This is a genomic window from Bifidobacterium magnum, assembly GCF_000741255.1.
Lineage (GTDB): Bacteria > Actinomycetota > Actinomycetes > Actinomycetales > Bifidobacteriaceae > Bifidobacterium > Bifidobacterium magnum.
This window is the reverse complement of sequence record NZ_JGZB01000004.1, coordinates 84,478-105,654: the sequence shown is the minus strand read 5'-3', so window position 1 is coordinate 105,654 and position 21,177 is coordinate 84,478. Positions and strand designations below refer to the sequence as shown.

The following is a 21,177-nucleotide window of genomic DNA, read 5'->3' as shown; positions in this document are numbered from 1 at the left end:
TTAGTAGACAATAGGCTGCACTTTCTGAATATCGATAATCTTCGTCGTGCCCGCGTCCTGTACCACGCTTATGGCCAACGCCGTTCCCGTCGGCATGTAAGGCGACTTGCGCTTGAGCATCTTCTCCAGCGTGGAAGACGAGCACATCGATTGCATTTTAGCGAACATACCACCAATGACGGGCCGGTGCATGCAAATCAGCGCCGTCTGCTCGCCTTGCGCCGTGGCGTCGAGCAGCGTACGGAAATCATGCCACGTGCGCTCGCTGTTGTCCGCAAACGCGTCTTCGGTCATCGATTCGAGATATTCCATGGGCCGCTGCGTTTGCCAGGCGAGCATTTGCACGGTTTGCTGGCACCTGAGCCACGGCGAAGTGATCAGGCGCACGGGATTGAAGCACGCCAATTCCCTATCCAGCGCGTATGCGTGCGCGGCGCCTTTGGGCGTAATCGGACGATTCTCATCGGTGCCGTCCCAGCTTTTGCGCGACTCGGCTTTCGCATGGCGCACGAGCAGCAGCGTTTGCGCGCGGCCCGCACCCTCCTCCAGACGGTCGACGAATGCGGCCAGCACGTCGCGATCGGTGGCGTGCGTCAGGCGTTTGCGCGCCTGCGTGATCGGCAGCCACTCCACATGGTCGATCTCGCCAATATCCGCACGGTGCACGGGACCGAACGGATCGGTCAAATGGCGCGCGTCATTGCGATTGACGACGGTTGCCATCCAATATTTCACCTGCTTGACGGGTTCCGCGGGATCCGACTTGTGCCGCGACTTCTTGCCTTCCGCATTCAGTGGGTACTCGACTTCCATCAAATACGGTCCCAGCTGTACGGATTTGCCGGTTTCCTCACCAATCTCGCGTACGGCGGCGTGACGGAACGACTCATTATTTTCCAGCTTGCCTTTCGGCCAGCTCCAGTCGTCATATTTCGGCCGGTGCACCACGCACAATTCGATGGCGGACATGGGATCCGCCCCGTAATCCGACTCCGCTTTCCAGCGGTACACAATACCGCCGGCCGCTTGCACAATGCGTTTCTCTTTACCCGACATAACCCCTCACCGAGCGTTGATTGTTGCGTTCACTTACAGTTCGAGGTGAGCCGGACTTTCCCGACCCACCTCGACTGGTCACGTCAGTTCGCGTGCGGACGACGCATGTGACGACGGATCAGATATTCCTGGCAGTCCACCAGCGGACGACCTTCCTCATCCTTGGAATGGTGCACATACGTGCCGTCGGGCTGCATGTGCCAGGATGCGGTGGAGTCGGCCATCTGCAGATCCAGATAGTCCAGCAGTTCCTCGATTTCGTCAGGCGACGTGATGCGCACGAGCGCTTCAACTCGACGGTCGAGATTGCGGTGCATAAGATCGGCCGAACCGATCCACACTTCCGGTCCCGAAATCGGGCCTTCGCCGATCTGCGGGCCGTCGGAATTCGCGAACGCGTACACGCGGCTGTGCTCAAGGAAACGTCCCAAAATGGAACGTACGCGAATATTCTCGCTCAATCCCGGCACTCCCGGCTTCAGCGCGCACAATCCGCGCACCACAAGATCGATCTTGACACCGGCCTGGCTGGCGCGATACAGCGCGTCAATCGTCTTTTCGTCGATAATCGCGTTGACCTTGATCTTGATCCACGCTTCCTTGCCGGCGCGCGCCGCGTCTTCCTCGCGCTTGATGCGCTGGATAAGGCCCGTACGCACGGTACGCGGGGCGACAAGCAGGCGATGGAAGCTCGACTTCGGCGCGTAGCCCGACAGCTGGTTGAACAGGCGCGTCATGTCCTGGCCGACTACGGGATCGCAGGTGAGCAGGCCCAAATCCGTGTACTGGCGCGCGGTCTTCGGGTTGTAGTTGCCCGTTCCCACGTGGCAGTAGCGGCGCAGGCCGTCGTTCTCCTGACGGACCACGAGCGAAAGCTTGCAGTGCGTCTTCAAACCCACAATGCCGTACACGACGTGCACGCCGGCGCGTTCAAGCTTGCGCGCCCATGCAATGTTCGCGTCCTCGTCGAAACGCGCCTTGAGCTCCACAAGGGCGAGCACCTGCTTGCCCGCGTGGGCGGCGTCGATCAGCGCGTCAATAATCGGCGAATCGCTTGACGTACGGTACAGCGTCTGCTTGATGGCCAGCACCTTCGGATCGGCCGCGGCCTGTGCGAGGAACGCCTGGACCGAAGTCGAGAACGAATCGTACGGATGATGCAGCAGAATATCGTGCTCGCGAATCGCGGCGAAAATATCTTGCGCGCGGCTTGTCTCCACCTCGGCAATCTGACGGTTCGTCGTCGGCACGAACGGACGGAACTTGAGGTCAGGACGGTCGATGCTGTTCAATTCGAACAGTACCGTCGCATCCAACGGTTCCGGAAGACGGTACACTTCATCATTGCTGACGCGCAGCTGGTCGGCGAGCAGCTGGGACAGGAACGGGCTCGTCGAATCAGACAATTCGAGGCGGATCGGCGGTCCGAAACGGCGGCGCAACAGTTCCTTCTCGATTGCGTTGAGCAGATTCTCGGCGTCGTCCTCTTCCACATCGATATCTTCGTTGCGGGTAACGCGGAACGAACGGGCTTCCTTGATGATCATTCCCGGGAACAGCGACTCAAGATGGGCGATAATCAGGTTCTCCATCGTGATGAAGCCGTAACGGACATCGCTTGCCTCGTCTTCGGTCATATCCTCGACGGGAACAAGGCGGTTCATGTTGTCCGGAATCTTCACGCGCGCGAAATGGGACTTGCCACTGGTCGGATTCTCCACGAGCACGGCAAGATTCAGCGAGTTTCCGGAAATGTACGGGAACGGGTGGGCAGGATCAAGCGCCAACGGCGTCAGCACGGGGAAAACCTGCTGACGGTAGTAGCGCGATAGGCGCTCCTGCTCCGCCACGGACAGCTTGTCCCAGTCGAGCAGCTGAATGTTCTCCTTGGCCAAATCGGGCAGAATATGGTCAATGATGTAGTGCGCGTGGTCGTCCTGCATCTTGTGGGCTTCTTCGGTGATCGCGCGCATTTCCTGGCGCGGGCTCAGTCCGGCCGCCGTGGTGACGGCGATGCCCGAGTCGATGCGGCGCTTGAGGCCCGCCACGCGGACCATGAAGAATTCATCCAAGTTGCTGGCGAAAATAGCCGCGAAATTGGCACGCTCAAGAATCGGAACATCATCGTCCTGGGCGAGCTCCAGCACTCGCTCGTTGAACTTGAGCCAGCTCAGTTCGCGGTCGAAAAAGCGGTCCGGAGGAAGCGGACGCGCGTCTGGTTGCGCATCATTTTTCTCCGGCTTGTCGGTCTCGGCAATATGCTCGGCAATCATGCTGCGGAGCACAGCCTTGGAAGGTGCGTCAAATTTTTGTGTCATACCTCAATACTGTAGGTGTTTTCTAGGTTTGAGCCTACCGGAAAGCCCAATTTTTTGCGGTATTTCCATAATTTTTGCGACATATCGACGAAATAGTTCTGTAGAGGTCTGTGGAGGTTCGCGGGCGTTGTGCATTCCGCTGACCATTACGCTCCAACCGAACGCGCGATATTTGGGCAACACGCCCAAGAGTTCCAAATTTATGTGCAAATGAACACTTCACGATCGATTTGACACGACGAATGCATCAATTTCTTGTGCATTTAGGGGGTGTTCGACACAAAGAATACAAGATGTGAACATTTCTCAAAAAATGGGCGAACCGAGTAGCGCAATGCAGATGAAGCGAGCATAATGGCAACTACAAGGACAACTGAACAGGCAGACCCACAAAAGTATATGGTCAGTAAGATTATTACGTTGAGCGGGTACTGGAAAGACTTACCGTTACAACGAAGGAGTTGTGCAGAGATTCTGCCGCTGTTGAACTTGATAGGAGCCCGCTTCGGCGGGCTTCTTTTTTTGTTTGATTTTGGTACTTTTCCATGACGAGAGAGAAGCATCCCAATAAGCACACCGCTTAGAGAACTTCCTACCCGCATGGAACGGCGTCACGTAAAGTGAACCGTATGACCAAACGAACCAAGCGCCATATGAGTAAGCGCGCCCAGGCTCGTGCCCAGGAAGAAGCACAGTGGCGCGAAGAGAGCGAAAAGGATTACGCGGATTCCAATATTGACGCGCCTCCGCAAACACGCGAGCAGCTCTTGCATGACGCCAGCGTATTCGAGGGAACCGCTGACCGCACCGACATGCACGCCTCGCCATCCGACTTCGAGGACGGAGAGATCCCGGAAAATGGCGAAACCTCCCAAGACTCGCAAGAAACCATCGAAGAGCTCGACGCCGGCGAAACAGACACTCCCACCAGCCCGCTTGAATTCAACGAGCAGCGTGCCGAAGCCGACTTGCATGAGCATCTTTCGCGCGACAAAGACCTCAACATTGACGAAGAGGTGCGCGAGGCGCAGGCCTACTATTCTCAGCTGCTCAACCACGACGGTCAGCTCGACACCACAGTCCTCGACGCGCACAAGAACGAGACGATCGGCCTGTTTGGTTCCCACAAGCAAACCATCGCGCAGGAATACCACCTCACGCGCCGCAGCAAAATCAAGCGTTTGCGCCAAATCGTCAAAATCGCCATGCACTATGACGCCCTCAAGGGCCTGACTCCCGTCTCGCTGCGCCTTATGTTTGAAGCGCTTGGCCCAACCTTCGTCAAGGCCGGCCAAATCCTTTCGATGCGTTCGGAAATCCTGCCGCAGCCGTTCTGCGACGAGCTCGCCAAACTGCGTTCCGACGCCGATCCCATGCCTTACAACGTGGTTATCGAAACGCTTGAAAAGGAATACGGGCGCGACATTGACGAGATCTTCGAGCATATCGACACCACGCCGCTCGGTTCCGCTTCCCTCGCCCAAGTGCACCGCGCCACGCTCAAAACGGGCGAGGACGTGGCCGTCAAGGTCCAGCGCCCGGGTGTGCGCATCACGATGGCCGAAGACGTCTCGATCATGCGCTCGATCGCCAAAGGCGCCACGAAAGTCATCCACAGCTCGCAAATCGTCGACTTCCAGGGCGTCGTGGACGAGCTTTGGGAAACCTTCGACGAGGAGACGAACTTCCTGAGCGAGGCGCGCAATCTGTGCGAATTCAAGCGGTTCTGCAACGGTTTCGCCTATATGGACTGCCCCACGCCCTTCGTCGAATTGTGCACACCGCACGTCGTCGTCATGGAATATGTGGACGGCATTCCGATCGCGAAAACGCAGCGTCTGCGCGAAGCCGGCTACTCGATCAAGGAAATCGGCACGAAACTCGTCGACAATTACGCATCGCAAATTCTCGACGCCGGTTTCTTCCATGCCGACCCGCATCCCGGCAATATCATGATCCGCGGCGGCCAGATCATGCTGCTCGACCTCGGCATGACGGGCCGTCTCGACGCCTCCACGCGCCGAGCGCTTACGCAAATGCTGAGCGCCGTCGCCGCGCAGGACTCGCCAAAATTGGCGAACGCGCTGCTGCGATTCTCGAATACGCCCGCCGACCCCGACGATTATCCGGATCTGTTGGCCGATCTCGACGCGATCGTCAAAGAATACGGAACCGTCGATCTGTCGGACTTGAATATCGCCGATTTTCTGGGTGCGCTCACTTCTCTCGCGAGCCGTCACGGTATTGAAGTGCCCAGTTCGATCACTACTGTCGGACGCGCGCTCGTGACGCTGGAAGGCCTGCTCGACGAATTCATTCCCGACGTCAATATGATCACGATTATCAGCCGCCATATTATGGGTTCGAAATCGGCGAAAACGGTGGTCAAATCGGAACTCAAGTCGCTCGCGATGGAGAGTCACGAGGCGCTGCACAGCGGACTGCGGTCCGTTCATGAAGTGGAAGTCGCGTTGCGCATGCTGACGCGCGGCCAGTTGCGTGTGAGTACGGAATTGGTCGGTTCGGAACAGCCGTTGCATACGTTGAGTGACATGGTCAATCGACTGACGATGGCGCTGATTGTGGTCGGCCTGTTCGTGGGATCGTCGATTGTGTATTACGCGGGCATGAAACCGATTATTTTCGGCATTCCTGTGGTGGGATTCATGGGATATGTGGTCGCGTTCGTGCTGTCGGTGTGGATTGTGATCGACATTATGTCCAAGAATTACAAGGCCCGGAAGAAGGCGCGCGGAAAGTAACGCGCTTATGAATACGTGACGCAATTATGTAATCCGATTGTGTGATTCCACGCACGATATTTGATGAAACGCAATCTTCCGGTATACTGAAATACGCGCTGAACCGTGCATAGCCCCGGGCTCCATTTTTTGCCGCTGCGAGCGGCCTTTGCGCCGACATGGCGCTTTCGCGGTTTGGCGCTTTTTCATGCCATTTTTGCGCTAAGCCTCTTGCATATTCACAGCCATCCCCCAGCCGTTGTGGGTAGCGTTGGATGCAAATGAATTCGAGGAGGTGCCTCTTATGGCAAAATTCATGAAGAAACTGCTCATCGGCGGCGCACTGGCGGCCTGCGCAGGCCTGTGGGCCACGGCCCCTCGCAGCTTTGGCAACAAGCGCGAAAACTACGTGCCGACCATGCCGAATGTGATGTATGCGCATCGCGGCTTGCATGATGCCGGCAGCGGCTACAGCCCGCAATATGAAGAGGGCAATCGCGCTTACTGCGAGCTCGCCCGCAAGATGGCGATCAAGGCCGGTTTCGGCAGCGAGAAGGAGCCGGGCGTCATTGCCCCGGAAAACTCGCTGGCGGCGTTCGCGGCCGCGGCCGAGGCCGGTTTCGGTATGGAACTCGATTTGCAGCTCACAGCCGACGGCCAGGTGGTTGTGCTTCATGATCCGGACCTGCTGCGTGTGGCTGGGGATCCGCGCCGCGTCAAGGACCTTATGTATGACGACCTGACGCGCATCCCGCTGTTCCCGACGTGCGCTCCGGGCGCTTCGAAGGCTCCGCTGCGCGATGGCGCCGAGGAGAACCCGCCGCTCGTGGTCACGCCCGACGAGGCTCCGAAGGGTTACTACCAGCATGTGCCGCTGTTTGAGGACGTGCTCAAGGTGGTTGACGGCCGCGCGCCGATTATCGTGGAATTCAAGTTCGCTGACCTGAACCGTTGGGACGACCGCGACGACGAGCTCATGGAGAAGGCTTCCGACCTGCTGCAGGCCTACAACGGCCCGTATGTAGTCGAGTCGTTCAGCCCGATTGCCATGAACTGGTACAAGAACCACTATCCGAGCGTGTGCCGCGGCCAGCTCGCCATTGACCCATCGCAGCTCGCCAAGTCGAACCCCGTCGACGTGATCGCCGGTTCGCTGGGCCTCAACTGGCTTTCGCGCCCCGATTTCGTAGCCTACGATTGGCGCAACGGCAACCGCAACATCCTCAAGTACGAGCGCAAGCTCGGCGCGCTGTGCGTCGCCTGGACGATCCGCTCCGACGAAGAGCTCAGCAAGTCGCTTGGCAATTTCGACCGCTTCATTTTCGAAGGTTTCATTCCGTCGGTGACGCCGGACGAAATTACGACCGAGTGAGGCATGGTTACGGCCGGACTGCCGTTTGTCGATAATCGCAAGCGGTAGTCGTTGATAGAAAAGAGGTGGCGCATTCGCCGCCTCTTTTTTGTGCGTAAATATACGCAGATTACTTGTAAGTTGCGTAAATATACGCAGATTACTGTTTACCTGCACTTTTTAACCGTTAAATTTTGCGGTTTGCTTCTTAGCCGCGTAAATTTACGCGGTTTGCTGGTTATCTGCGGTTTTCGACCGTTAATATTTGCAGTTTGCTCATTAGCCGCGTAAATTTACGCGGATTACTCATAAACCTACGATTATTCACGTGAAAATCCGCAAATAACGCCTTAACCGCAACTTTCATTCGCGTTCCGCGGCGTGTCTCGACTAAAAACCGCAACTAACTAGTAATCTGACAAAATTCACGTGAATAATCGTCGTCTAACTAGTAAATTGCAGATTTTCACGCACAAAAAGTGCGGATAAGAAGGAAACCGCGGATTTTAACGGTCGAAAAATGCAAGTAAGACGTTATCTGCGTATTTTTACGCGGGTAAGGAGAAACCCGCAGATTTTCACGCACAAAAAGTGGGGATAAGGAGAAGCCCGCAGATTTTCACCCACAATATTGGGTCTTACTACACGAATGGCACCCGAATAAATATAAATACAAATAAATATAAAAAATAACGGACCAGCGCGGCGCAACCACGCTAATCCGTTATGTTCAAGCTATCCGTTATTCAGTAACCGACAACAATCAGTCGATGACACCGTACAGACGGTCGCCAGCGTCGCCGAGGCCCGGCACAATGTAGCTCTGCTCATTGAGGCCTTCATCGACACCGCACACCACGACCTTGAAGTCGATGGACGGATCGATGTTCTCTTCGACGTACTTGATGCCTTCCGGAGCAGCGATGATGCAGACCGCCGTCACGTTCTTGGCACCACGGTCGGCCAGGTAGTGCGTAGCAGCCACAAGCGTGCCGCCCGTTGCCAGCATCGGATCGATGAGGAAGCACTGGCGGCCCGTCAGATCGTCGGGAAGACGGTTCGCGTACGTGATCTGCTGGGTCGGGTGCTCTTCGTCGCGCTTCATGCCGAGGAAGCCCACTTCGGCTGCCGGCATCATGCGCATCATGCCGTCGAGCATGCCGAGGCCCGCACGCAGCACCGGCACGATAATCGGACGCGGCTTGGCGATGGCCTTGCCCACCATTGGGGCAACTGGCGTTTCGATCGGCTTGTCTACGACCTCGAGGTTACGCGTAGCTTCATAGGCCTCCAGCATAACGAGTTCGGAAACGAGGTTGCGGAAAGTGGTGGACGAGGTGTTCTTGTCGCGCAGAATCGTGAGCTTGTGCTCAACGAGCGGATGATCCAAAACTTGAAGTTCCATAGTTCCTAAGATTAGGCGGTCGACTAGAATTTGACATCCCCTTCTGCATTTTGCGACAGACACGCCGCGATTCGCGTCTCAAAATGCAGAAGAAAAAATTTGCCAAGCCCACCTTGCTAAGAGCAAACTATTCAGCATATCTTCAGATTCGCCTGATTAGACTGAGGCCAGCACAAACCAAGGAATAGTTCCTTTACATCCGCAAGAAACCGTTCCATAGACGTGACCGAAAGGGGTCATCATGGCAGATAACAACAACATCCTCGATGGATTCGGTGAAGGCCTGCACAAGGTGTTCCTCGCAGGCGTGGGCGCACTGGCGACCACTTCCGAAAAGGGCAAGGCTCTTGTCAACGAGCTCGTCCAGAAGGGCGAGCTAACCGTCGAGCAGGGCAAGCAGCTGAACGCCGAGCTGTCCCGCAAGGCCGCAGCCGCCAAGGAAGAAGCCAAGAAGAACGCCAGCGCCATGATGTCCAACGTCGCCGACGCCGCCGAAGGCCTGAAGGAAACCGCCAAGGGCGCCGTGAACGAAGCCAAGTCCCGCGCGGCGGATGCCAAGGATGCCAAGGAAGCCAACGAAACCAAGGCAGCCGACGCCGAAAAGTGAGCTTCAGTGAGTTTGCAAGCGAGTTTCGCTTCCGCAAACCGCCAGTAGCCGGAGCCGCCAGCTCTAGCTAGCACATTCGTTTACTACAGCGCAGCCCAACCAAGCACTACGGCTTATGCCGCTCCTCTACTTGGTTGGGCTGCGTTGCGCTTTTTGCCTCGTTTACCTCGGCCGCTCGGCCGCTGTCTTGCGCGCCATTTCCGTAATCTTTGCGATGCGGCGCATCTCTTCGGCCTGTTCGGTCGTCTGGTCGGGCATGAACGATCCATACCGGCGCGTGACAGCCGTACGAATCAGGAAGTCCGCAATTTCCGGGTTCTTCGGCAGCAGCGATCCGTGCATGTACGTGCCGATCACATTGTGCACGCGCGCGCCTTCCGTCCCGTCTTCGCCGTTGTTGCCCATGCCGGGCGCCACATGTCCCAGCGGCTTGGCGCCTTCACGCAGGAACGTCTGTCCGGAATGATTTTCGTAGCCGATAATCGTGCCGAATTGGTCCGACTCTTCCGTGAGGTTGCCGATCATGCGCACTTCCTGGCCCACGGTGTAGGCCGGAATGATGCTGATTCCTTCCAGCTTGCTGCCGTCAATCGTTGCAAAATAGTCGCCGAACAGCTGGTACAGACCGCAGATCATGAGCATCGGAACACCGTCTTGCGCAAGCGAACGCAACAGGTCCGCGCGACGGAAAAAGTCTTCGATAATCTTTTTCTGTCCCGTATCCTGGCCGCCGCCGCCCAGAATAATGTCCGCATGGTCGGGCCACGGATCGTTCTGATTGACCATGTGCACGCGCGGTTCGTATCCGTACAGTGCCAGCCGGCGCTCCACGGTCAGCACGTTGCCCGAGTCGCCGTAAATATTCATATCTTTCGGATACAGCGACACAATGTCGATTTCTCGCGTCATATTACTTTCCTTTTTAGATACGGATATTTACTTGCCGACTCCGGCATCGCTCACGTTCGCGATCGTGGCGAGCGCCGCACGGACCTGCAGCATGGCCGTGTACGTGCAGTAAATATGTTTCGTCGTTCCCGGATTCGACTGTGCGAAGTCGATCACGGTTTTTTCGAGATCCGTGTCGATATGGCGGGTCGGAACTTGGTCGTACGCCAGACGCAACGCCATGTCCCACGCGCGCACGCCGGAAACGGCGGCGACTTCCGTGCCGCGCAGGCTCGTGAAGTCCACGTCCCACAGCCAGCTCATGTCACGCCCGTCGGCGTATTCGTCGTTGATGCAGATCATCGTGTCGCAGTTTTCGGGCGGGAACGAGGCGAGCGAAAGGCGGAAACCCATGGGGTTCTTGACGAGCAGCAGTTCCACGCGCGAGCCGTTGACGTCGATGCTTTCGCCGCGGCCGAATGCGGGCGTCACGTTGCCGAGCGCCACCATCTGGTCGGCGAGCGAGGCGTTCGCGAACGCGCGGGCGCGGTTGATGAACGGGCTGATGGCCTTGCGGCGCAGTACGCGCGTGGCCACGCGCACGTTGGCCGCGTCGTTGAGGTCGGCTTGGATCGCGCGCACGATGGCGAGCGCCGCCGCCGCGTTGTACAGGTTGTACACGCCCTCGAGTTTGACATCGGTGGAGATTTCAGTGCCTTCCACATTGAATGTGGCGCGGTGGTCGCCCACGCGTTCGAGCGTCACGTCGGCCGGAATCTGGTCCGTGACGGTTTCATCGCTGGGCGCGGTGGCCGTGGTGTCTCCCGCCGCGCGGTCGTCGGCCGCCGCCTGGCGCTGGATGGTCGTGGCCATTTCGTCGTCGGACGGGAAGAACGGCTTGAGTTCCGCGGACAGGCCGAACCAGCGCGTTTGCGTACCTTCGGGCACGACTTCCGCGAGCGCCGCGATACGCGGATCTTCACGGTTGAGCACCACGGTTCCCGTGGTCGTTTCGGCCACATGGCTGAGCAGTTTGGCCGTGTTGTCGATTTCGCCGAAACGGTCGAGCTGGTCGCGCATCACGTTGAGCAGCAGCGCGTAGTGCGGCTTGACTTGCTTGACAAAGTGCACCGCGTACGCCTCATCGAGTTCCAGCACGGCGATATCGGCGTCAAGTGCGCCGGCCGCGTTGACTTCCGTGAGCAGCGAGGAGACGACGCCGCGCGTGAAGTTGGAGCCGGTGGGGTTCGTGAATACCTTGAGTCCCAGCGCTTCGAGCATGGACGCCACCATGCGCGTCGTGGTGGTTTTGCCGTTTGTTCCGGACACGAGCACTACGCCGAGCGGCAGTTTGTGCAAGGTGCGGCGCAGGAAGTTCGGGTCGATTTGTTCCACGATTTTGCCGGGGAACGCGCTGCCGCCGTGCTTGGTGATGCGTGCGGCCGTGCGTACGGCTTTGCCGATCAGCGGTGTGGCGAACGCGTGCCACGGGCGTTTGGCCACGCGCTGTTCTTCGGTGCTGGATTCGTTGGAGAGTCCGGCTTGGTTGTTGCCTGCCATAATCGTTCCCTCAATGCTTGGATGGCGTCAATATGACGTGTGATACGTGTGCTGTATTGATAGTAGGCCGGTTACCCGTATGTTCACTGGTAATCTGCCGCGTTTACTGGTAGTCCTGCGGATAGCCGCCGGCCTGGTTCATGTCGTCGAAGCGCGACTTGGCGCCGTTGAACGCGAGCGTGAACGTTTTGGTTGGGCCGTTGCGGTGCTTGGCCATAATGATGTCGGCCTCGCCCGGGCGGTCGTCGGGCTCGTAGTATTCGGGCCTGTGCACCAGGAACACCACGTCGGCGTCCTGTTCGATCGAGCCCGATTCACGCAGGTCGGACAGCTGCGGCTTGCGGTCGTTGCGCATTTCGGATCCTCGGTTGAGCTGGGAAAGCGCCACCACGGGAACTTCGAGTTCCTTGGCGAGAAGCTTGAGCGTTCGAGAAAATTCGGACACCTCTTGCTGTCGGCTTTCCACGGCTTTGCCCGACTTCATGAGCTGCAGGTAGTCGATCACGATGAGCTGCAGGTTGTGCGTCTGCTTGAGTCGGCGGCACTTGGCGCGGATTTCCATAAGGCTCACGTTGGCCGCGTCATCGATGAACAGGTTCGACTGCTGCATGCGGGCCGTCGCGTTACTGAGCGTGTGCCAGCGTTCGATGGAAATTTCCTCGGGGTTGCTGAAGGCGGCGAGCGGAATGTCGGTTTCGGCCGCCATGATGCGCTTGGCCAAATCGCTTGAGCTCATTTCCAGGCTGAACACGATGGTCGTCAGGCCTTGGTGCAGCGCCGCATGGCGCGCAAAATCCACGCCCAGCGTGGACTTGCCCATGCCTGGACGCCCTGCGACCACGATCATTTGGCCCGGCTGCAGGCCGTGCGTGATCTCGTCGATTTCTTTGAAGCCCGTCATCACGCCCGGCGCGATCTTGCCCTGCTGAATATCGTCAAGCTGCTGGAGCATGGAGTCCACGACGTCGTAAATGGGCGCATAGTCCTGACGCGCGTTGTCGGAGCCGAGTTCGTAGGCTTCCGCTTGCGCAAGATTCACAATGTCTTCGGCGTCGGATCCGTCGGCGCTATAGCCAAGCTGCACGATTTTCGTGCCTGTGGCGATCACGCGGCGCAACAGCGCGCGTTCGCGCACGATTTGCGCGTAATAAATGGCGTTGGCGGCGGTGGGGACGGATGCCACAAGATTGTGCAAATAGGAGCTACCGCCCACTTTTTCGAGTACGCCGAGCTCGTTGAGCCGGTTCGCGATGATTACGGCGTCCACGACGCCCTCATTGTCACCATCCACATCCATGATCGTCTGGTAGATCGTCTGATGCTTGGGATCATAGAAATCTTGGGCGTGCAATACTTCCGCGACCTCGCTGATCGCGTTCTGGCTCATGAGCATGCCGCCCAGAACGGCCTTTTCCGCATCGTCGTCATGCGGGGGAATACGGTCAAAAAGTTGGTCGGTAACGGTTCCGTGGTCACCGGAAAGCTGCGAGGAATCTGCCATAGTGCCGAGTATAGATTCACGAATAGATTGTGCGGCCAAATCGCTACTAACTTTTACATTTTGCGACAGACACGCCGGGGTTCATGTCGCAAAATGCAGAAGAGGATCGGAAAGTGGAAGAACAAGTGGGGGGGGGAAACAATCAAAATCGCCGAATCCACGCTCGACACGCTGATGTGGATAACTTTTTCAAAAATCGTCGAGTTATCCACATGGTGGGGAAAAGTCTGTGGATAACTCCCCATGTTTTCCACATGATGGGGAAAGCCCGGTGGATAACTTGGCAAACAGCGAGTATTTTCACACCATTTACAAAGATTCGATTTGGAGATTTCCCAGATTTGTGCTACATCAGCTATACATTACGCAAGTTATCCACATTTTTATGCACATATAGTCATATATGTGCATTACCGGCCGGCCGGTGTGTCGAAAAAAGAAGTTATTCCTTATAAATAAAAACGCCACATATTAATAAAAATATGTGGCGCGTTTGAATATAAATATTCAATTATATTTTTCTAATTAATCATCTTTCGATTATTAATTATTTTCCGCGAAATCGGTAAATTAACTGGTATTAAATCGCGGCAATTCCCGTCTCTCCCGTACGCACGCGGGCGACCATGTCGAGCGTCGTGACCCAAATCTTGCCGTCGCCAATATGGCCGGTTCCGGCGGACTTGATGATCACGTCCACAATCGACTCCATTTCGGCGTCGGAAGTGACGATTTCCACGCGGATCTTGGGAATCAGGTCGACCACGTACTCCACACCGCGGTAGAACTCGGTGTGGCCGCGCTGCTGGCCGTATCCGTTGGCTTCCGAAATTGTGATGCCGTGCACGCCGGCGTCCGCGAGGGCGACTTTGACGTCATCGAGTTTGTGGGACTGAATGATTGCGGTAATAAGTTTCATTTCGTCTCCTTGAGAGTGGAGCTGGAGATGCTGGTGAAATCATAGGCACGTTCGCCCTGGTCGGCCATGTCGATGCCCATGAGCTCCTCGGCCGGCGACACACGCCAACCGATCGTCTTTTCCAGAACGAAGGCGATCACCGTGGTGAGGACGCCCGAGAAGACGATGGCGATCGCGGCGATAACTACCTGGACGAGCAGCTGGTTGAACTTGCCCGAGTAGAACAGGCCCGAACCCACCATCACGAAGCCGAGCATCACGGTGCCGATCACGCCGCCAATGCCGTGGATGCCCACCACGTCAAGCGCATCGTCGTAATCGAAGCGGTACTTGAGATCGCAAGCGAAGTAGGTGACGAAACCGGCGATCAGACCGATCACGATGGCCCAGATCGGGGAGACCACGTCGGCGGCCGGCGTGATGGCGACAAGGCCTGCGACCATGCCGGAAGCCGCGCCCACAGCCGTGAAGTGTCCATCGCGAACCTTTTCCACAAAGCCCCACGAAATCATGGCGGCGCCTGCGGCAAGCGAGGTGGAGACGAGCGCGTAGCCGGCCACACCGTTTGCGGCGAAAGCGGAACCGCCGTTGAAGCCGAACCAGCCGAACCACAGCAGGAACGCGCCGAGCATGACGAACGGAACATTGTGCGGACGCATCGGTTCCTTGCTGAAACCGTGGCGCTTGCCAATGATGAGCACAATGGCGAGGGCCGCGACTGCCGCGTTGATATGGACGACCGTACCGCCCGCGAAGTCGTGGGCGCTGGCGCCGAGGGCCCGGGAAATCGGACCGTCCGCACTCAGGAGGCCGTCGCTGCTCCACACCATGTGCGCGAGCGGGGCGTACACGATGGTGACCCACACGGCCACGAAAATCATCCAGGTGCTGTACTTGATGCGTTCGGCGATGGCGCCCGCGATCAAAGCCACGGTGATCATGGCGAAGGCCGCCTGGAACATGATGTCAATACTGGTCGGATAGTTGGTTCCCGAAAGCGCGGTGGAAGTGAACGATCCGTCCTGCTCCACAATCGTGTCCTTGAGCAGGAATCCCGAGATCGGATCACCGAAGACGCCACCGATGTTCTTGCCGCCGTAGGCGATCGACCATCCCCAGAATCCCCATACGATCATGGTTACGGCCAATGCGCCGGCTTCCAGCATCAAAATGTTCAGTACGGACTTGGCGCGCACCATGCCGCCATAGAAAAATCCTACTGCCGGAGTCATTAAAAATACGAGCGCTGTGCATATCAACATCCACGAAGCGTTGCCTGCATCTATCTGTCCCATACACACCTTCCTCTCTTCCGTGTCTGGAAACGACGTTTCTCTAAGTCGCCGTTGCCCGATAGTCAACGACCGGAAGGTTTACAAATCATTACGCCAGATTACGGCCGTGTAAAACGGATTTCCCGTAATAAATGGCGCTTTTTCGTGAGCCAAGGGGGCGTCAAAAGAGTGATCATATGGCGTAGATCCGCCGTTTTTCCGCTGCCGTTACGGCTTCTGGTTTAAGCTAACGCTTATGGATACAAATACGATTATTGGCATAGTCGTCGTTGTGGTGATTGCGCTCTTGTTGATCCTCGGCTTCGCCTGGATGGACAAGTCCCGCAAGAAGGCAATGCGCGGCTCGCAAGATGCGGCCAAGGCCCGTGCCGACGCCCGTCTTGCCGCCGAACAGGAAGCGGCGCGCAAGGCCGCCGAACAACCCGTTCACTCCCCCGCTACCGAACCCGTGGAATCCTCGGCGCCGGCCCATGCACCGCCGACCGAAACCGCTGAATCGACGGCCGTTGCGCAACGTAACGAACCCGTTACGGACGAATCGAACGAACCATCCGAACGTCCACAATATGAGAAACCTGAGGGACGCAGGGGACGACTGCAGAAGCTGCGCGAGAAGCTGTCCAAGTCGAGCAATCCGTTCGGCAAGGCGCTGTTCTCCATTCTTTCGCAAGACAACCTGACGGAAGCCGACTGGGAAGATGTGGAAGATACGCTGCTGCTGGCGGACGTGGGCGCCGAAGCGAGCGAACAGCTCGTCGACCGTCTGCACACGGACGCGCGCATTACGGGTGAAAGCGATCCGTCGAAGGTCAAGGAAGCGCTGCGCAGCGAACTGCTGAATATGGTCGGCACGAAGACGGACCGCCGTCTGAATGCGGACAAGCCCGACGCGCACCGACCAAGCGTCATCATCATGGTTGGCGTGAACGGCACGGGCAAGACGACCACCGCGGGCAAGCTCGCGCGCTTGTTTGTGGCCCAGGGCAAGTCCGTCATGCTGGGCGCCGCGGACACGTTCCGCGCTGCCGCAGCGGATCAGCTCGAGACGTGGGGCGCGAAGGTTGGCGTGCCCGTAGTGCGTTCCGACAAGGAAGGCGCCGATCCGGCGTCGGTGGCGTTCGAAGCGTCCAAGCGCGCCAAGGAAGAGGATGTGGACGTGCTCATCATCGACACGGCCGGCCGTTTGCAGAACAAGGCCAACCTCATGGACGAGCTCGGCAAGATCCGCCGCGTTACGGAAAAGAACCTGCCTGTGGACGAAGTGCTGCTCGTGCTCGATGCTACGACGGGCCAGAACGGCATGGCGCAGGCCAAGGTATTCGCGCAGGCCATCGGCCTTACGGGCGTCGTGCTTTCCAAGCTCGACGGCTCGGCCAAGGGCGGCATCGTGATTTCGGTGCAGCGCGAACTCGACGTGCCTGTCAAGCTCGTGGGTGTGGGCGAAGGCCCCGACGACTTGGCGCCGTTCGAGCCCGAAGCCTTCGTGGACGGCATTCTCGACTAATTCGAAGAGTTCACACCAATACCAATGGGCCGGCGGGAAACCCCACCGGCCCATTGGTATTTGCAAACAGTTACAAGCAGCTACGAGCATTCACGCCTATTTACGCGTTGGCGGCGCGCAGCTTCGCTTCCTTCTCCAACAGCTTCGCTTCCCTGGCGGCTTCTTTCGCTTCGAGTTTTGCCTCTTTTTCCGCCAGTTTTGCGGCTTTTCGCTCGGCTTTTTCCATGCGCTTGATCTCTTTGGCATCGGGATATTCGGCGTTGCCAAACGCCGCCACAACTTCGATATTGCCGCCGTCTCCGCACTCATACAGCTCGTCTTCAAAACGCAACTGCGGATGCGCCTTCATGTGCGCGAGACCGTTCCACGCCAAGTTCACAATAAGCGCGGCGAGCTCCTCCTTGCCCATGACCTGCTGCATGGCCCAGTACTGGCCCGTGAACACCGTCATGCCCACAAGCATTTGCGCGTAATACTCTACGCCTTCAGTCGGCATATTCTGGCGTGTAAACCATATGCGCAGCACGTCTTCCACGCGCAAGCTGATGTCGCCCCACAGCGACGAGAACGACGCCGACGTGTCGGTGGGCGAATCCCTTACCAGCACTTGGAAGCCCTCGGCATTTTCTTCAATATACGTAAGCAGCGCCAACGCCGTTCGCTCCACAATCTGGCGCGGATGCGCGTCCGAGGGGTCTTCCAAGGCCCTAAACAGCGTCTCGCTCAGCGAGCGCATCTCGCGGTCTACCACCACGGCGTACAGGCCTTCTTTGCCGCCGAAGTGCTCGTACACAATCGGCTTGCTCACTTTGGCGTGCGCGGCGATTTCCTCCACGCTCACCGATTCGAATCCCTTGGACGCAAACAGGGAGCGCCCGACACCAATAAGCTGTTCCCTGCGCTGGAACGACGTCATACGCGAATTGCTACCCATGTCCCCCAGTGTAGCGCCCGACGAATTTCTCCAGCCAAATCCAAGGATTTTCTAAGCATAAACGGCCACAAGCGCGCATTCGGGCGGCTACTATAGTCCCTTAGCATTACCTTCACGTACCATTGAGCAAGTACTGTACGCGGCGCACCAAGTGCCGCAAAGAAAAGACTGAACCAACTAGGGGTACACCACCATGACTGACGAGAAGATCCTCACGTTTGTTGTCCCTGCATACAACATGCAGGGATATGTCAAGCGTTGTGTGCGCACGCTTCTCTCTCCAGAGCATTTGGACGATATTGAAGTGATCGTCGTGGACGACGGTTCCACGGACAGCACCTTGGAAGTGGCGCAGGCCCTCGAGGCTCAATATCCCGATGTGGTGCGCGCGATTCACCAGGAAAACAAGGGCCATGGCGGCGCGGTGAATACGGGTATCGCCAACGCGCGCGGCATGTATATCAAGATTGTGGATGCAGATGACTGGATCGGCGCGGAGGCACTTGAAGAGGTGCTCACCGTGCTGCGTGCCCAGAAGGATTCCGATGATCCGCTCGACATGATCGTGACGAATTACGTGTATGACAAGGTCGGCAAGCGCCATAAGCATGTGGTGGACTACAAGAACGTCATGGAGCCGGACAAGCGTATCGGCTGGGACGATTTGGGACGTTTCGGCATCGCGCAATATTTGCTCATGCACTCGATCACGTTCCGTACGCAGGTGGTGCGCGATTCGGGCATGAAACTGCCCGAGCACACGTTCTATGTGGACTTCATTTACGCGTACGTGCCGTTCCCGTGGGTCAAGTCGATCATGTACATCGACACTCCGCTCTACCACTATTTCATCGGTCGCGAGGGCCAGTCGGTACAGACGGACGTCATGATCCGGCGTGTGGACCAGCTCTACCGTGTCAACAACTGCATGCTGGAAGCCACTCCGGAGCCCGACGAAGTGCCGCGCGGCCTGTACCGCTACATGATCCACTTCCTGTCGATCGAGACGTCGATTACGTCGGTATTCCTGATTTTGAGCCGCAAGCGCGAGAATTACGCACGTCAGAAGGAGCTGTGGGCGCGTATCGACAAGTACTCGCCGATTATCGGCCATGACGCGCGCCGCCAGATTCCGGCGATGGCCATCAATATGCCGGGTCCGCAGGGCCGCTGGTGCGTGCGCGTGGGATATAAAGTCGCCGACCAGATCATGGGATTCAATTAAGAAAATCGATATATTATAATTAAAAAAAATAAAAGGTGACGATTAATAATCGCCACCTTTTTATTAATTAATTATGATCATCAGTTCCAATGATCGGACATTTTGAAACTGTTGTGCATCAAATTGCTCGACGTATACAGCACATCGTACAGCAGTTTCGCGGTGCGCTTTTGCAGAAACTCGCCCATGCGGTCGTTGGCGGCCGTCAGTGCCGCGCGCACGGCGAGCGTATCGCTCAAGTCGACAACGTCCATTTCCATATCTGTCGCCGCGACGTCATGATGGCCGCGCGACTGCACGTCCTCAATATATTGTTCGACGGATGGATCCGTTTCGAAATAATGGGCGTCCGCAAGCGCCGCGATCAAACGGTTCGACCAATACAGGCTCGACGTGTCCACTTCCTTGCCCGGCGTATCGCGCAAGTAGGCTGGCGTGTCGCTTACGTTCGCATAGAACGGCGCTGCCGTTGTGAACGGGCCCGAACCGTACGCGATCCACATGATCGAACGGTACTCTTCAGGAATATAGGGACGGATCTGCATGGCGACCATCTGGCCCGTCCTGTTCACGCCAATCGGACGGTAGCGGTGGCGCGATTCGGGAGTGCCCGTCGTTCCGTACGGATCGTAAGGAGTGCCCTCGAAATGGGAGCTCATGAGGAAGTCCACGTTCTCGATCGTCACTTTGTTTTCGGGCGTCTTGCACCACGGAATATCGTTCGAATCCGGACGGTACTGGGCCTGCGGGGAATCCCAGTCTTCGCCGGAATTCAGGTAGCGGTGCATGTACCAGGAGCGCGGCGTGTTGTAAATATGGTCCTTGGGCGTCGACGTGCCGAACGCGCGACGCGGATTGAAGACGTTCAAACGAGCCGGCGTGGCGCCAATTTCGCGGCCCAGATGATGGCGCGAAATGAATTCGGACAAGTCGGCGCTGCACATGAAGTCGCGCTTCTCGCTGAACGCGTCGTCCATGTCGAAGTAGTCGATGCCGAGCTGGTTGGGGATCACGGCATAGCAGTCGTCGGGAACACGGCGCGCGATCCAGTGGTGGCCGCCGATCGTCTCCACGTACCAGATGTCGTTCACGTCGGAAATGATCACGCCGTTGGATTCATAGGTGCCGTACTGTTCGAGCAGCTTGCCGAGGCGCACGACGCCCTCGCGGGCCGAAGAAATATACGGCAGCACGAGCGTGATGATGTCCTCTTCACCGAAACCGCCCGGAATTTCGGGAGCGTAGTCGGCGTCACCCGGCTCGCCTTGCTGAGGCACGAGCTCGACTAGCGGATCGGCGGCGAGCACGCGCGAGTTGACGGAAATCGTTTCCGTGGCACTCATGGCCACGTTGCGCTCGGAAACGCCGGATTCTGCGAGAATGCCACGGTTCTTGAGCACGTTCGGAACAATGCTGTACTGGCACGGATCGTCGGGGAGCTCCACCTCGACATGCGACAGGACGCTGCGGTAGTGGCGCGGCTGCTGCTCGGGGGTCACCACCACGAACTTCTTCGGGTCGTAGCGACCGGAACCGGAATCGTCATTGCGGGCGATGATGGTGGAACCGTCGTAGCTGGCTGCTTTTCCTACGAGAATCGTAGTGCACGACATAGTGCTGCTGCTCCTTCTTCCAATGTTTTGCTTGATTCCATTGTGCAATCTATTGTTTCGGCCCGGGGCGACACGACTTGATTTTTCGACGCCCTGTTGTATAGTGGCCACTGTTGCCCCTCTAGCTCAATGGTTAGAGCAGCGTCCTTTTAAGTCGTGGGTTCAGGGTTCGAGTCCCTGGGGGGGCACTTTTTTTATGCCTTTTTTCGGGTGCAGTTCAGGCCCCGGCATCTCCTTCTGCATTTTCATTTTCTTGCGCA

15 protein-coding genes and 1 tRNA gene are annotated in these 21,177 nt (G+C 57.5%); 6 read left to right on the top strand and 10 right to left on the bottom strand.

Going from position 1 to position 21,177, the window contains the following annotated elements; translation table 11 throughout:
* Positions 1–1,056: an NUDIX hydrolase gene (locus BMAGN_RS04010; protein ID WP_022860357.1), complete on the bottom strand. Its 1,056-nt coding sequence runs from the start codon at positions 1,054–1,056 to the stop codon at positions 1–3.
* Between the two features lie 83 nt (positions 1,057–1,139).
* Positions 1,140–3,374: an RNA degradosome polyphosphate kinase gene (locus BMAGN_RS04005; protein WP_022860356.1), complete on the bottom strand. Its 2,235-nt coding sequence runs from the start codon at positions 3,372–3,374 to the stop codon at positions 1,140–1,142.
* 629 nt (positions 3,375–4,003) lie between these two features.
* Here BMAGN_RS04005 and BMAGN_RS04000 point away from each other — a divergent pair.
* The gene (locus BMAGN_RS04000; RefSeq protein WP_022860354.1) at positions 4,004–6,136 is read left to right on the top strand and encodes an ABC1 kinase family protein; all 2,133 of its coding nucleotides are present in this window, start codon (positions 4,004–4,006) and stop codon (positions 6,134–6,136) included.
* Between the two features lie 283 nt (positions 6,137–6,419).
* On the top strand, positions 6,420–7,487 hold the full coding sequence (locus BMAGN_RS03995; protein WP_022860353.1) for a glycerophosphodiester phosphodiesterase family protein: 1,068 nt from the start codon (positions 6,420–6,422) through the stop codon (positions 7,485–7,487).
* A gap of 742 nt (positions 7,488–8,229) precedes the next feature.
* Here BMAGN_RS03995 and upp read toward each other — a convergent pair.
* Complete coding sequence (upp, locus tag BMAGN_RS03990) at positions 8,230–8,871, bottom strand: uracil phosphoribosyltransferase (protein ID WP_022860329.1); 642 nt, start codon at positions 8,869–8,871, stop codon at positions 8,230–8,232.
* Between the two features lie 241 nt (positions 8,872–9,112).
* Between upp and BMAGN_RS07850 the strand changes: the two genes are divergently transcribed.
* Positions 9,113–9,478 carry a phasin family protein gene (locus tag BMAGN_RS07850; RefSeq protein WP_022860330.1) on the top strand — a complete coding sequence of 122 codons (366 nt, stop codon included), beginning with the start codon at positions 9,113–9,115 and terminating at the stop codon, positions 9,476–9,478.
* Positions 9,479–9,640: 162 nt separating this feature from the next.
* Here BMAGN_RS07850 and BMAGN_RS03980 read toward each other — a convergent pair whose 3' ends face one another.
* The 5 genes from BMAGN_RS03980 to BMAGN_RS03960 form a co-directional block, all read right to left on the bottom strand.
* Positions 9,641–10,387 (bottom strand): type 1 glutamine amidotransferase, encoded by a 747-nt coding sequence (locus tag BMAGN_RS03980; protein ID WP_022860331.1) that lies wholly within the window; start codon positions 10,385–10,387, stop codon positions 9,641–9,643.
* A 27-nt stretch (positions 10,388–10,414) separates the two neighbouring features.
* Positions 10,415–11,929, bottom strand: a complete 1,515-nt coding sequence (locus BMAGN_RS03975) for a MurT ligase domain-containing protein (RefSeq protein WP_026502139.1) — start codon at positions 11,927–11,929, stop codon at positions 10,415–10,417.
* Positions 11,930–12,029: 100 nt separating this feature from the next.
* On the bottom strand, positions 12,030–13,427 hold the full coding sequence (dnaB, locus tag BMAGN_RS03970) for a replicative DNA helicase (RefSeq protein WP_022860333.1): 1,398 nt from the start codon (positions 13,425–13,427) through the stop codon (positions 12,030–12,032).
* Positions 13,428–14,007: 580 nt separating this feature from the next.
* Positions 14,008–14,346 carry a P-II family nitrogen regulator gene (locus tag BMAGN_RS03965; protein ID WP_022860334.1) on the bottom strand — a complete coding sequence of 113 codons (339 nt, stop codon included), beginning with the start codon at positions 14,344–14,346 and terminating at the stop codon, positions 14,008–14,010.
* A complete protein-coding gene (locus tag BMAGN_RS03960) occupies positions 14,343–15,641 on the bottom strand; it encodes an ammonium transporter (RefSeq protein WP_022860335.1) in 1,299 nt (432 codons plus the stop codon). Before BMAGN_RS03960 ends, BMAGN_RS03965 begins: the two co-directional genes overlap by 4 nt.
* Before the next feature lie 235 nt (positions 15,642–15,876).
* On the opposite strand from BMAGN_RS03960, the gene ftsY reads away from it, so the two are divergent.
* The gene (gene ftsY / locus BMAGN_RS03955) at positions 15,877–17,145 is read left to right on the top strand and encodes a signal recognition particle-docking protein FtsY (RefSeq protein ID WP_022860336.1); all 1,269 of its coding nucleotides are present in this window, start codon (positions 15,877–15,879) and stop codon (positions 17,143–17,145) included.
* Positions 17,146–17,245: 100 nt separating this feature from the next.
* Here the strand turns inward: ftsY and BMAGN_RS03950 are convergent, their stop codons facing one another.
* Positions 17,246–18,079: a TetR/AcrR family transcriptional regulator gene (locus tag BMAGN_RS03950; protein ID WP_022860337.1), complete on the bottom strand. Its 834-nt coding sequence runs from the start codon at positions 18,077–18,079 to the stop codon at positions 17,246–17,248.
* A gap of 193 nt (positions 18,080–18,272) precedes the next feature.
* On the opposite strand from BMAGN_RS03950, the gene BMAGN_RS03945 reads away from it, so the two are divergent.
* On the top strand, positions 18,273–19,304 hold the full coding sequence (locus BMAGN_RS03945) for a glycosyltransferase family 2 protein (RefSeq protein WP_022860338.1): 1,032 nt from the start codon (positions 18,273–18,275) through the stop codon (positions 19,302–19,304).
* A gap of 80 nt (positions 19,305–19,384) precedes the next feature.
* Here BMAGN_RS03945 and BMAGN_RS03940 read toward each other — a convergent pair whose 3' ends face one another.
* Complete coding sequence (locus BMAGN_RS03940) at positions 19,385–20,917, bottom strand: C69 family dipeptidase (protein ID WP_022860339.1); 1,533 nt, start codon at positions 20,915–20,917, stop codon at positions 19,385–19,387.
* A gap of 115 nt (positions 20,918–21,032) precedes the next feature.
* Here BMAGN_RS03940 and BMAGN_RS03935 point away from each other — a divergent pair.
* Positions 21,033–21,105 (top strand) — tRNA-Lys (locus tag BMAGN_RS03935).
* The last annotated feature ends 72 nt before the right edge of the window (positions 21,106–21,177 follow it).

Coding starts and splice junctions, on each gene's coding strand:
- BMAGN_RS04010 (WP_022860357.1), bottom strand. CDS start 1,056: ATGTCGGGTAAAGAGAAACGCATTGTGCAAGCGGCCGGCGGTATTGTG.
- BMAGN_RS04005 (WP_022860356.1), bottom strand. CDS start 3,374: ATGACACAAAAATTTGACGCACCTTCCAAGGCTGTGCTCCGCAGCATG.
- BMAGN_RS04000 (WP_022860354.1), top strand. CDS start 4,004: ATGACCAAACGAACCAAGCGCCATATGAGTAAGCGCGCCCAGGCTCGT.
- BMAGN_RS03995 (WP_022860353.1), top strand. CDS start 6,420: ATGGCAAAATTCATGAAGAAACTGCTCATCGGCGGCGCACTGGCGGCC.
- upp (WP_022860329.1), bottom strand. CDS start 8,871: ATGGAACTTCAAGTTTTGGATCATCCGCTCGTTGAGCACAAGCTCACG.
- BMAGN_RS07850 (WP_022860330.1), top strand. CDS start 9,113: ATGGCAGATAACAACAACATCCTCGATGGATTCGGTGAAGGCCTGCAC.
- BMAGN_RS03980 (WP_022860331.1), bottom strand. CDS start 10,387: ATGACGCGAGAAATCGACATTGTGTCGCTGTATCCGAAAGATATGAAT.
- dnaB (WP_022860333.1), bottom strand. CDS start 13,427: ATGGCAGATTCCTCGCAGCTTTCCGGTGACCACGGAACCGTTACCGAC.
- BMAGN_RS03965 (WP_022860334.1), bottom strand. CDS start 14,346: ATGAAACTTATTACCGCAATCATTCAGTCCCACAAACTCGATGACGTC.
- BMAGN_RS03960 (WP_022860335.1), bottom strand. CDS start 15,641: ATGGGACAGATAGATGCAGGCAACGCTTCGTGGATGTTGATATGCACA.
- ftsY (WP_022860336.1), top strand. CDS start 15,877: ATGGATACAAATACGATTATTGGCATAGTCGTCGTTGTGGTGATTGCG.
- BMAGN_RS03950 (WP_022860337.1), bottom strand. CDS start 18,079: ATGGGTAGCAATTCGCGTATGACGTCGTTCCAGCGCAGGGAACAGCTT.
- BMAGN_RS03945 (WP_022860338.1), top strand. CDS start 18,273: ATGACTGACGAGAAGATCCTCACGTTTGTTGTCCCTGCATACAACATG.
- BMAGN_RS03940 (WP_022860339.1), bottom strand. CDS start 20,917: ATGTCGTGCACTACGATTCTCGTAGGAAAAGCAGCCAGCTACGACGGT.